The organism is Amycolatopsis pretoriensis (assembly GCF_900107925.1).
Classification (GTDB): Bacteria; Actinomycetota; Actinomycetes; order Mycobacteriales; family Pseudonocardiaceae; genus Amycolatopsis; species Amycolatopsis pretoriensis.
The window spans coordinates 743,824-754,798 of the sequence record NZ_FNUJ01000003.1; the positions used below are offsets into that span (position 1 = coordinate 743,824).

Below are 10,975 nucleotides of genomic sequence, written 5' to 3' on the forward strand. Positions count from 1 at the left end.
GAGTGAGCCAGTCTTGAGAAGACGTCTTGTCGCGGTCCTGTCAGCATTCGCCGCCGCCGCCGGGCTCGTGCTCGGCGTGCCCGCCGCCACCGGTCAGGCCCCGCAGGCCGCGGCCGCCGCGTGCAGCGGGCCGAACTGGGTCGCCGGCCAGTGGTACGACGTGGGCGCGGTCGTCAAGTACACCAACGGCAGCTACTACCGCGCCAAGAACGCCAATCCGGGCTACGACCCGATCATCAGCACCTGGTACTGGGAGCCCTACAGCTGTGACGGCGGCGGCGGGACCACCTGCAACGCCCCCAACTGGGTCGCCGGCCAGTGGTACGACGTCGGCGCGATCGTCCGCTACACCAACGGCGGCTACTACCGCGCCAAGAACGCGAACCCGGGCTACGACCCGATCATCAGCACCTGGTACTGGGAGCCCTACACCTGCGGCGGCGGCACGGACCCCGGCAACCCGCCGGGCAACCCCGGCGCGTTCGTCATCAGCGAAGCGCAGTTCAACCAGATCTTCCCGGGCCGCAACTCCTTCTACACCTACAGCGGCCTGACCGCGGCCCTGTCGGCCTACCCCGGCTTCGCGAACACCGGCAGCGACACGGTCAAGAAGCAGGAAGCCGCCGCGTTCCTCGCGAACGTCAACCACGAGACCGGCGGCCTCGTCTACATCGTCGAACAGAACACGGCCAACTACCCGCACTACTGCGACTACGGCCAGCCCTACGGCTGCCCGGCCGGCCAGGCCGCCTACTACGGCCGCGGTCCGATCCAGCTCAGCTGGAACTTCAACTACAAGGCCGCGGGTGACGCGCTGGGCATCGACCTGCTCGGCAACCCGTGGCAGGTCGAGCAGAACGCGGCCGTCGCCTGGAAGACCGGCCTCTGGTACTGGAACACCCAGAGCGGCCCCGGCACCATGACCCCGCACAACGCCATGGTGAACGGCCGCGGCTTCGGCGAGACGATCCGCAGCATCAACGGCTCGATCGAGTGCAACGGCGGCAACCCCGCCCAGGTGCAGAGCCGCGTCGACAAGTACCGCCAGATCACGTCGATCCTCGGCGTCGACCCGGGCGCGAACCTCTACTGCTGACCCGGCCCGGACGGCTCACCCGCCCAGCGGGTGAGCCGTTCACCGAGCAGGGCGTCCACCGCCGCGCGGTGGTCGTCCACGTAGAAGTGCCCGCCCGCGAACGTTTTCAGCTCGAACTCGCCGGACGTGTGCGCCGCCCACCGCCGCGCCTCGGCCTCCGGCACTTTCGGGTCGCGGTCGCCCACGAGCGCGAGGATCGGGCAGCTCACGTCGGGGCCGGGCCGGCGGTGGTAGGTCTCCGCGGCCCGGTAGTCGTTGCGCAGCACCGGCAGCACCATCCGGGCCAGCCGCGGGTGCTCGAGCACCCGCGTGTCGGTTCCGCCGAGCCGCCGGACGTCGGCGAGCAGGGCGTCGTCCCCCAGTTCGTGCACCCACGCCGCCCGCGGAGCCGACGGGGCCCGCCGCGCGGACACGACCAGGCCGCGCACCCGGCTCCCGAGCCGCCGCGCGACCTCGAACGCCAGGCTCGCGCCCATGCTGTGCCCGAAGAACACCACCGGCCCGGTGACGTCGGCGTCGAGCACGGCGGCCAGCCGGTCGGCGAGCACGAGCAGGTCGTCCACCAGCGGTTCGGCGTGGCGGTCCTGCCGGCCCGGGTACTGCACGGCCAGCACGTCGACCGCCGGCGCCAGCGCCGCCGACGCCGCGTGGAAGCAGCTCGCCGCCCCGCCGGCGTGCGGGAACAGCACGAGCCGCGGCGCGCCAGGGGCCGCCGGGTGGAAGCGCCGGAGCCACGGCCGGGAATCCGTCATACCGCGAATGTCGCAGGCCGTGCGGAGGCGGCGCGACGCCAATCGTGCGGAAAGCCGGGCGGGCCCCAGCGCGCGAACCGCGACGGTCGCAGGCCGCCCGAAGCCGCCGCGGCAGGCCCCGGCGTGCAGACCGCGATCCGCGAACATCGCAGGCCGGCCGAAGCCCCGCGACGCCAATCGTGCGGAAAGCCGGGCGGGCCCCGGCGTGCAGACCGCGACCCGCCCGTTCCCTCCCTCCTCAGCGGGTCACCCGGCCCGCCACAGCGCGGGGACGGCCGGGGGTTCCCAGCCCGGTTGGGCCGTGTGCCCCTGCAAGCACACGTAGCCCTGGCCGCCGTAGGTGACCCGGGCACCGGCCGCGTAGCTGGTGCCCACCGCCCAGGTGGTGCCCCCGGGCGGGGTGGAGGTCGGGGGGTTCGACGTCGGCGGGTTCGACGTCGACGTCGGCGTCTGCGGGACGTTCAGCACGAAGTCGAACGCGCCTTCCTTCGCGGAGCCGTTGTCCCGCACGGTCATCAGCAGCCGCGCGTCGAAGATCGTGTCGGTGTTGTTGCGCGGCTCGTTCGGGAAGTAGAGCTGGGTGGTCAGGATCGGCCGGCCGGGCGCCTGGACCTTGACGTGGATGTGCCGGGTGCGGCCGGGGTAGAGGCCGGGCACGATCGTCGAGAGCCGGAACGCGCCCTGGGCGTCGGTGTACTGGTGGCCGCGGAAGGTGTAGCCGGTGTTGTCGTACGCGCCGTTGACGTCGGCCTGCCAGAAGTCCAGCAGCACGCGGCTGATCGGCAGGCAGGCGCGCCCGAAGACGTAACCCGACACCGTGAGGCGCGTGCCCGGGGTGCCGGGCGTGACCAGGTCGGTCCGTTCCGGCGAGTTCGGCTTGAAGTAGGGACCTTCGGTCTGCTCGATCGTCGGCTCGTCGCCGTCGTGGCACGCCGGCGTCAGTTCCGGGACCTGGCCACCGGCGACGGTCGTGCGGGCGAGCGCCGGGCCGCCGATCAGCGCGACCGGCGCGGCGACGCCCGCCGCCAGCGCGGCGCGCAGCACCGTCTTGCGGCTGAGCTTGCTGTCTTCGTCCATGCCTGCTCCTCGTGGGGGCGTCGGGAATCCCCTCGAACGTAGGCAGCGCACCGGGTGGGCGACGATGGACTGGACCGGTCAGTCGTGGTGATTTCCCGCGTCGCGGCGGAAGTCGCCCGGGCTGAGCCCGGTTTCCCGGCGGAAGAACCGGCAGAAGTAGGCCGGGTCGGCGAACCCGACGCGGCTCGCGACCTGCCGCACGGTGAGGTCCGTGCGGAGCAGGAACCGCTGCGCCTCCCGGGTCCGCGCCTCGCGCAGGAGCTGGGCCGCGGTCCGGCCCGTCGCGGCCTTCACGGCTTCGGTGAGGTGCCCGGGGGTGACGCCGATGCGTTCGGCGTGCGCCGACACCGACCACAGCCCGAGGTCGGGCCGGCCGGCGAGCCGGGTGAACTCGGCCGCGACCGCCCCGGCGGGCGCGGGCGGCGATGTCCCCAGCAGCCGCCCGGCGCGCGCGACCAGGACGTGCAGCAGCGCCCGCAGCACCGACTCCTCGCCGTGGCGGTGTTCCTCGACGAGGTCGGCGATCAGGCGCGTGACGACGGCGTCGGCGTGCGCGTCCAGTTCCGGCCACGGCTGTTCGCTCAGCCGCCGCAGCAGCTCGCGGTCGGCCGGGTGGTCGAGGAGGAAGTCGTCGGTGAACACGACGACGTGGCCGGTCAGGCCGCGCGCGCCGGCCCACTGGTGCACCTGCCCGGGCGCGATGACGCCCAGGTGCGGCGGCCGCAGTGGCCGGCGGGCGAGGTCGACGACGTGAGCGCCGGTGCCGCCGGTGACGTGGACGAGCTCGTGGAAGGTGTGCCGGTGCGGGAACTCCGCGCGCGAGAGCGGCCCGATCTCGTCGAACGTGCCGATCGCGAACGGCGGCGCGTGCGGGGCGGGCACCTCCAGCCGGTGCATCGGCAGCTCCCCCGCCCGCGGGGCCGGGCAGGGTGTCCCGGGCGGAACGGTCGTCCCACGCATGCCGAAAAGTCTAGACCAATTACCAGGCGATTCGCCCGGTTTGCCCCGATGATCGCAATCCGATCGTCGGTATCCGGACACGGAAAACGGGGCCGGTCCACAGTGGACCGGCCCCGTTTCGTTGCGTCTGACGACTACGCGCGGCTGCGCCGGCGGTTCACCAGCAGCATCAGGGCGCCGCCACCGAGCAGCAGCCCGCCGACGGTGAACGGAACCGCGGCGTCGACACCGGTGTTGGCCAGGTCGCCGCCCCCGCCGGTCGAGCCGGCCGGGGTGGTGCTCGGCGCGGTGCTCGGGGCGCCGGCCTCGGTCCAGCTGGCGGCCGCGTTCGCGGTCACCTCGGTCTTCTCCGAGTCGGCGACGATCAGCGACTGCGCCGGCTGCCGGTCGTAGTTCTCCGCGACGAACAGGCGGCCGGTGTCCAGCTCGCCGGTGGCCTTGAGCGTGAAGCCACCCTTGCCCGCCTTGGTGCCCGCCGGGACGTCGACGTACAGCTTGCTGCCGTCCTTGACGTCGGAGTTCTTCAGCTCCTTGCCGTCGGCGTCGGTGATCTTGACGCCCTCGGGCAGCTGGCTGGTCAGCGAGGTGATGTCCCCGCTGGTGGCGACGCTGAACGGGCCGATCTTGCCGCCGGCCGTGCCCTCGGTCTTCTCCGCGGCGATGTTCAGGGTCGGCTTCGGCTGCTCGCCGATGCCCTTGTTCAGGTCACCGGTGAGGTACGCGTAGAGCGCGGCGACGTCGGCGTTGGCCTCGGCCGGGTTGTCCTCGGCCAGCGGCTGCTTCGGGTCCAGGTTCACACCGTCGCTGAAGTGCCACACGGCGGCCTGCGTCGCGGCGATGGCCTCGCGCTCGGAGACGCCGTCGTGGACCTCGACGCCGGCCTTCTTCAGCGCCTTGCCCAGCGCGTCGAGGCCGGTGCCCGGGTAGCCGTTGTGCAGGACCCAGTTGATCTTGGCGCTGTTGTCGTTGAACGACGTCTTCGGCTTGGTGGGGTACTTGCTCCACGGCCGCTCGACCATGTCGACGTCGGTCCGCAGGCCGACGGTGATCTGGACGCAGTAGAGCTTCAGCGAGCTGCCGTTGGACAGCTTCATCTCGAAGAGCTCGGCGATGTAGTTGCCACCGCGGCCCAGGTTGAGCCGGTAGCCGACGGTCGCCTTGGCGTGGCCGTTCTCGTCGGCGACGACGCGGCCGCGGGCGGCACCGTCGTCGGCGAGGGCGGCCGGCGAGCTGATCATGACGGCGGCGGCCGCGGCGAGAGCCGCGATCCCGCCACGCACGAGAGTGGACCTGACCTGCATAAATCTCCAATCCGAGCCCGAACCGCGACAGAGCGGCCGCGTGCCCCCGCAGACGGCCACTGATTCGGGTGAGCGATCACCCGGTCAAGCGAAACGGGAGCCTACACGGACCTCACACGTGCTACGCAGGGTGTCCCCGTTATCTCGAATGGGGTGAAGAATTGCCCAAAACGGTCGTCGGGAATGGCCTTTCAGGCAACAGCGGGTCGTAACCCGGCGGCCATTCGCCCGATGACCGCCGCGTACTCCGCCTTCAGCCGCGGTTTGTCCACATCGGACGCCTCGGCCAGCGCCATCCCGGCCGTGCCGAGCATGCCGAACACCAGCCGGGTCGTGGTTTCCAGCGGCTGGTCGTCGATGTCGCCGCCGTCGACCAGGGCCTTGATCAACTGCTCCACGAGCCCGTACGCGTACTGCTCTTCGGCCGCCTGCCAGCGCACCCAGCCGAGCGCCAGCGGCGCCTCCTGCCAGACGAGCTTGCCGTACACCGGGTCGCAGCAGCGGTCGAGGAAGACGTCGAGGGCCGCGAACGCCGCCGACCACGGGTCCGCCGCCCGCGCCGCCGCGTTCGCGGACAGCTCCATCGCGCCGGTTTCGAGCTCCTCGAAGACCGCCTCGAACAACGCCGTCTTGCTGGCGAAGTGGTGGTAGATCGCGCCGCGCGTGGCCTGGATGTCGGCGGCGATGTCCTCGAGGGCCGTGCCGGCGAAGCCGTCCTCGGCGAACCGGCGGGTGGCCGCGGCCAGCAGGGCGGCCCGGGTGGCCTCGGAGTACTGCTCGCGCCGGCTCTTGACAGTCGACATGCGCAAAGCATAGGACATACACTGTGTATGTCACCGACACGGTGTAGGTACGGGGGTAGGCCATGACGAACACCGACGAGCTGCTCTTCAACCCGTTCGCGCCCGGGTTCTTCGAGAACCCGTACGAGCAGTACAAGCTGCTGCGCGACGAAGACCCGGTGCAGGAGCACCCGCTGGGGTTCTGGTTCGTCTCGCGCTACGAAGACGTCTCGGCGCTGCTGCGGGCGGGGTTGTCCGTGGACATCGCGAACCTGGCGGACACCCCGTTCGAGTTCTTCGCCGCCGACGAGGACGCGGGCGCGCTCAACCGCTCGATGCTCGACCGCGACCCGCCCGACCACACGCGGCTGCGGTCCCTGGTGACGAAGGTGTTCACCCGCCGCGCGATCGCGGCGCTGGAGCCGAAGATCGTCGCGCTCGTGGACGCGGCGCTCGACCGCATGGCCGAGCGGGGGACGTGCGACCTGGTCGAGGAGCTGGCGTTCCCGCTCCCGTTCGCGGTGATCTCCGAGATGCTGGGCATGCCCCCGACGGACCACGCCCGCGTCCGCGAGCTGAGCGGCACGCTGGTCCGTTCCCTGGAGATCGTCGCCGACGAGGAGACGGCCCGGGCGATCGCGGCGGCGGACGCGGAGCTGACGGCCATCACCCGCGAAGTGATCGCGTGGAAGCGCGCCAACCCGGCGGAGGACCTGCTGACGGCGTTGATCGCGGCGGAGCACGACGGCCAGGTACTGGACGGCGACGAATTGGTGGCCCAGGTGGTGCTGCTGTACGTGGCGGGCCACGAAACCACGGTCAACCTGATCGCGAACGGCGTCAACGCACTGCTGCGCAACCCTTCCCAGCTGGAGCTGCTGCGTTCACAGCCGGATCTGGCGGCGAACGCGGTGGAGGAGTTCCTGCGGTACGACTCCCCGGTCCAGCAGACCCGCCGCATCACGACGGCGCCGCACACGGTGGCCGGCCGCGAGATCCCGGCGGGAACGTTCGTGCTGGCGTGCTTGGGATCGGCGAACCGCGACGAGCGGTTCTTCGGCCCGGACGCTGCGGAGTTGCGTTTGGACCGGCCGGAGGCGCGTCACCAGGTGTCGTTCGGCGCGGGTCCGCACCACTGCCTGGGCGCGGCGCTGGCGCGGTTGGAGGGTCAGGTCGCGGTGAGCCGGCTGGTGCGGCGGTTCCCGGGGCTGGGTTTCGCGGGCGAGCTGGAGTGGAACGGGCGGATCAACCTGCGGGGACCGGCGAAGTTCCCGGTCCACGTATGAGAGCCGCGATGGCCGCCGTGATGCCCTTCTTGTCGTAGCTGTTCGTGGGCAGGGTGGCGCCGTGGGCGTGGCGGATGACGCCGTGGGCGTCGATCAGGACGCTGCCCGACTGCTGCATCGACCCGAAGACCTTCCGGCTCAGGCCGATCATCTCGTGCGGGCTGTCGTGGCGGCCGGTGAGAACGGGAAACGGGATCCCGCGCTCGGCCTTCCACGCGGCGGCTCTCGCACGGTCCTCGGGCACCACGACCAGCACGCGGACGCCGACAGCGCTGCCGATGAGGTCCCGGACGTGCCGGTTGCAGATCGGGCACGACGTCGACCGCATGAAGTAGAGCAGCACCGCGTCCCGGCCGGGGATGCGGACGTCCTGCCCGGAGGTGTCTTCCAGCACCATCGAGGGCGCGGTCGATCCGGTTTCGAACATGGTTGGGACTTCCCTTCGAACGGGGGAGGTGATCAGTCGTGTGGAGCCGCGGCACGCAGGTTGAGCCGGAGCGTGGCCCGCGCCCGGTGCAGGTGGGACTTCATCGCCGGCGTGCTCAGCCCGAGCGCGTCGGCGACCGCCCGGCCCGGATAGCCCAGGACGTCGCGCATGATCAGCACGCGGCGCGTGACCTCGGGCAGGGCCCGGATCAGCTCCGCGACCCGCTCGGCTTCCAGGCGCTTGAGGACCTCGTCTTCGGCCGACGCCACGAGGTCGGCACCGGCCGCGCCGTCCTGGTCGAGCGTGCGCCGGACGCGACGCAGGCACTCGTGCTTCACGATCCGGAACATCCACGACGCCAGCGCCGCCGAGGCCCGCAAGGTACCGATCTTGCGGTAGAGGACGATCAGCGCTTCCTGCGCGGCGTCCTCGGCATCCTGCGGCGACGCGCAGAGGTGTTCGGCGAAGCGGCGAACGTGCGGATGAGCGTCCTGCACGACCGCGGCGAGCGACTCGAGGTCGCCGTCCTGCGCGGCCTTGATCAGCTGCTCACTGGCCCAGCCACGACCCACGTCGTTCTCCCTCCTGGCGTTGCTGTCACCCCATAAGAGAGGTCGGCGGCGCGAAAGGATTCAGTCCCTCGGTGGGTCGCCGCCTGTCACGCGAACCTGCCCCGATCAGGTAATTCACGGAGGTAAGTGGAACATCTGCGGCGAGGTGGTCGAGTTCCAAGGTGTTGTCTCCCCGGAAGGGACGTGCCATGGCCGCCAAGACCGTCTACCGGTTCGTGCGCGTCGTCGGTGGCGCCGCTGTGCTCGTCGGAGCCACGATGTTCGTTTTCGCCGCGTTCGACAGCCTTACCCACCACCGCGGTCCAGTGAGCATGGCCGACTGGGGACGCCCGTCGTCCGGTGCCTGGATCGGGGTATACGGACTCGGCGTGGCGGCTTTCGGGCTCATGCTGCGAGCAAAGCCGATCTACGGCCCATGGCGGGACTTCGCCGGCCGGCTACTGCACGTCGTGACGTTGACGACGGCTCCCCACCTGATCGAAGTGGGCGCGAAGTTCAGCGCACCACCCGATGCACCCATCGGGCACGCCACAGCCGACGAGATGCAGGCGGCGATGGTGCAGTTCGCCATTCCGGTCATCCTCTCCGCTCTTGTCGCCTACTGGGTATCGGGATTCCTTCCCTTCCTGACCGTGAACATGACCAGCAAAGAGTGACCGGCCCCGGTCCGCACGACTGCCCCGACGGGCAGAGTAGAAGACACCATCGTCCGTCCACTGAGCACCTGTTTCCGCGAAAAGCCCATGCGAAGGTCGGAGCAGAACTGCGTTCAAGTCGTTGACGTGCCCGTTCTCTCGTTTCTTCCGCCGTGATCCAAAAAACGAGGTCACGGTTCGGACACGGTTGACGCGGATTGCACGAAATGGCGCAACAGCGCGCTCCTCCTCTTGCGACTCCCCCGTCGACGAACGTCGGTACCGCTTCGAGATCAAGACCCGGGAAGGCAGTTGATCACCGTGCCCAGGCTGTGGCGCCGCTGGTGGCGAGCATTCGCGGTGGTGTTCCTCCTGCTGGTGTCCTGGCTGGCCGGAGACGCTTTCCGGACCGCTGAACAGGTTTCGACGCTGATCGTCGATCTTCGCCCGCCCAATGATCAGAACGCCATCGACCTGCAAGTCACGCACCACAAGCAATTCTCGGGAAACGTGTTCTTGGTGGTCGGCGAAAACGCCCGGATACCGTGCGAAAAGACCGTCGGAACGGGCGGCGGGGCGCGTCCCGGCGGCATGGTGGGGATCGCCGCCTACTGCCCGCTCCCGTTTCCGTCCCCCACGACCGTCGTTCTCGGCGGTGCGCCGACCCCGGAGAGTGTGGCGGACCTGGCCGGCCGATTGTCCGTGACCGTCCTCGAAACCGATGGCCGGGTTTACGAAGCCGGCCGGGCGCAAGGCGGCTTCGCGTGGTACGCGGCATTGCTGACCGGCGGAGCGCTCCTCATCGCTTTGCTCGCCCTGCAGAACGTGACGTCACCGCGCAAGCGCCGGGCCACCCCGGTGCCCCGGCACCCACCCCGGACACAGCTGGGTGATTCCGTGATCGATCACCGGTACCCGCCGCGGCCGGGCGGCGACGCCGTCGCCCCGCCGGGCCCGCCGCCGCCACCGGCGATCCCCCGCCGGCCACCGCCCGGCGAGCCGCCGCCCGCGCCCGCGCCGTGGTCGCCACCCGTCCCGGCGCGGATCGCGCTCCCTCCCGCCGGCTCCTCGGTGCTCCCCGAACTGGCGCGGATCATCCGCGACGCGGGCGGCCGGGCCGTGGCGCGCACCCACATCGACGCACCCGGCGGCTACGTGGCCGTCGGCGACGTCGTCCTGTGGGCCGCGAGCCCGGCGGGCGGCGTGCTGCCCGGGGAGCCCGTCGGCCTCGAGTACACCGGGGATCCCGCCGCCCCCTTGACGATCTCGGCCACTCCGTCCCGTTCCGTTCCAGAGCAGGGGTACCACCGGTGACCCAACCACCACCCGCGTCCGTGCGAGACGCACTGCCCGTCCAGCCGGCCAAGAGCCGGATCCTGATCACGCTCGTGGTCGACACGTCGTCCTCGATGGCCGAGGGCGACCGGATCGGCGAGCTGAACCGCGCGCTCCGGTCGTGGCGGGAGGAGCTCATGGGCGACGACCACCTGAGCAGCCGCGGCGAGATCGCGCTCGTGACCTTCGGCAAGGACCACGTCGTCGCGGTCGACCCGAGCGGCGCGTTCGCCGGTCACGCCCAGCAGCCCTACGTGCCGGTGTCGCAGTTCAAGCCGGCCGAGCTGGAGGCGGGCGGGGTGACGCCGATGGTGGAAGCGCTGCAGTACGCGTTCGACCTGCTCGCCACCCGCCGGCAGCAGCTGCGCGCCGACGGCATCTCGCTGGCCAACCGGCCGCTGGTCTACCTGATCACCGACGGCGTGCCGACCGACGAGCGCGGGTACCGCAGCGATCGCTGGCGCGACTTCGCCCCGGTGATCCGGCAGCACGAAGACGGGAAGCACCTGCTGTTCTTCGCCTTGGGCGTCGACGGCGCCGAGCGGGAGGTGCTCGCCGGGCTCGCGCCGTCGTCGTGGCAGTTCCTCGCCGGGCTGAACTTCGCCCAGGTACTCAGCCTCGTCTCCTCCAGCATCGAGTCCGCGTCGGCCGCCTCGGCGCGGAACGAGCCGGCCGACGAGGTGTACCGGCGGGTCCAGGAGCACCTCGACCTGGACGCCCGGATGACGCAGTTCCTCCAGGGCAACGGCTGA

Annotated in this window: 12 protein-coding genes; 5 read left to right on the plus strand and 7 right to left on the minus strand. The window is 71.0% G+C overall.

All coding sequences use genetic code 11. The features are described 5' to 3' along the window. Positions 1 to 67: 67 nt before the first annotated feature. Entirely contained in the window at positions 68 to 1,096 is a 1,029-nt protein-coding gene (locus BLV96_RS15960) for a glycoside hydrolase family 19 protein (RefSeq protein WP_091389212.1), read from the plus strand. Here the strand turns inward: BLV96_RS15960 and BLV96_RS15965 are convergent. From BLV96_RS15965 to BLV96_RS15985, 5 genes are all read right to left on the minus strand, one after another. Then, positions 1,087 to 1,848, minus strand: coding sequence for a thioesterase II family protein (locus BLV96_RS15965; RefSeq protein ID WP_086674277.1), 762 nt, complete (start codon positions 1,846 to 1,848; stop codon positions 1,087 to 1,089). The genes BLV96_RS15960 and BLV96_RS15965 overlap by 10 nt on opposite strands. Before the next feature lie 246 nt (positions 1,849 to 2,094). Beyond that, positions 2,095 to 2,925 (minus strand): dioxygenase family protein, encoded by an 831-nt coding sequence (locus BLV96_RS15970; RefSeq protein WP_086674278.1) that lies wholly within the window; start codon positions 2,923 to 2,925, stop codon positions 2,095 to 2,097. Between the two features lie 78 nt (positions 2,926 to 3,003). Further along, complete coding sequence (locus BLV96_RS15975) at positions 3,004 to 3,885, minus strand: helix-turn-helix transcriptional regulator (RefSeq protein ID WP_167379618.1); 882 nt, start codon at positions 3,883 to 3,885, stop codon at positions 3,004 to 3,006. 134 nt (positions 3,886 to 4,019) lie between these two features. After that, complete coding sequence (locus tag BLV96_RS15980; RefSeq protein ID WP_244180244.1) at positions 4,020 to 5,165, minus strand: thioester domain-containing protein; 1,146 nt, start codon at positions 5,163 to 5,165, stop codon at positions 4,020 to 4,022. 212 nt (positions 5,166 to 5,377) lie between these two features. Further along, positions 5,378 to 5,989, minus strand: coding sequence for a TetR/AcrR family transcriptional regulator (locus tag BLV96_RS15985; RefSeq protein WP_086674281.1), 612 nt, complete (start codon positions 5,987 to 5,989; stop codon positions 5,378 to 5,380). 62 nt (positions 5,990 to 6,051) lie between these two features. Here BLV96_RS15985 and BLV96_RS15990 point away from each other — a divergent pair, with 62 nt between their 5' ends. Continuing rightward, positions 6,052 to 7,254 carry a cytochrome P450 gene (locus BLV96_RS15990; RefSeq protein ID WP_086674282.1) on the plus strand — a complete coding sequence of 401 codons (1,203 nt, stop codon included), beginning with the start codon at positions 6,052 to 6,054 and terminating at the stop codon, positions 7,252 to 7,254. On the opposite strand, the gene BLV96_RS15995 is transcribed toward BLV96_RS15990, so the two are convergent. Continuing rightward, positions 7,214 to 7,681 carry a peroxiredoxin family protein gene (locus BLV96_RS15995; RefSeq protein WP_086674283.1) on the minus strand — a complete coding sequence of 156 codons (468 nt, stop codon included), beginning with the start codon at positions 7,679 to 7,681 and terminating at the stop codon, positions 7,214 to 7,216. The two genes, BLV96_RS15990 and BLV96_RS15995, sit on opposite strands and share 41 nt — an antisense overlap. A 32-nt stretch (positions 7,682 to 7,713) precedes the next feature. Then, on the minus strand, positions 7,714 to 8,253 hold the full coding sequence (locus BLV96_RS16000) for an RNA polymerase sigma factor (protein WP_086674284.1): 540 nt from the start codon (positions 8,251 to 8,253) through the stop codon (positions 7,714 to 7,716). Positions 8,254 to 8,441: 188 nt separating this feature from the next. Here BLV96_RS16000 and BLV96_RS16005 point away from each other — a divergent pair, with 188 nt between their 5' ends. The 3 genes from BLV96_RS16005 (at position 8,442) to BLV96_RS16015 (ending at position 10,975) form a co-directional block, all read left to right on the plus strand. After that, positions 8,442 to 8,909 carry a hypothetical protein gene (locus BLV96_RS16005; RefSeq protein ID WP_086674285.1) on the plus strand — a complete coding sequence of 156 codons (468 nt, stop codon included), beginning with the start codon at positions 8,442 to 8,444 and terminating at the stop codon, positions 8,907 to 8,909. A 300-nt stretch (positions 8,910 to 9,209) separates the two neighbouring features. Beyond that, positions 9,210 to 10,202, plus strand: coding sequence for a hypothetical protein (locus BLV96_RS16010; RefSeq protein ID WP_143050971.1), 993 nt, complete (start codon positions 9,210 to 9,212; stop codon positions 10,200 to 10,202). 20 nt (positions 10,203 to 10,222) lie between these two features. Continuing rightward, complete coding sequence (locus BLV96_RS16015; RefSeq protein ID WP_086674287.1) at positions 10,223 to 10,975, plus strand: vWA domain-containing protein; 753 nt, start codon at positions 10,223 to 10,225, stop codon at positions 10,973 to 10,975.

Bases quoted from the DNA above. Each gene is read 5' to 3' on its own strand.
- BLV96_RS15965 (WP_086674277.1), bottom strand. From the start codon at position 1,848: ATGACGGATTCCCGGCCGTGGCTCCGGCGCTTCCACCCGGCGGCCCCT.
- BLV96_RS15970 (WP_086674278.1), bottom strand. From the start codon at position 2,925: ATGGACGAAGACAGCAAGCTCAGCCGCAAGACGGTGCTGCGCGCCGCG.
- BLV96_RS15975 (WP_167379618.1), bottom strand. From the start codon at position 3,885: ATGCGTGGGACGACCGTTCCGCCCGGGACACCCTGCCCGGCCCCGCGG.
- BLV96_RS15985 (WP_086674281.1), bottom strand. From the start codon at position 5,989: ATGTCGACTGTCAAGAGCCGGCGCGAGCAGTACTCCGAGGCCACCCGG.
- BLV96_RS15990 (WP_086674282.1), top strand. From the start codon at position 6,052: ATGACGAACACCGACGAGCTGCTCTTCAACCCGTTCGCGCCCGGGTTC.
- BLV96_RS15995 (WP_086674283.1), bottom strand. From the start codon at position 7,681: ATGTTCGAAACCGGATCGACCGCGCCCTCGATGGTGCTGGAAGACACC.
- BLV96_RS16005 (WP_086674285.1), top strand. From the start codon at position 8,442: ATGGCCGCCAAGACCGTCTACCGGTTCGTGCGCGTCGTCGGTGGCGCC.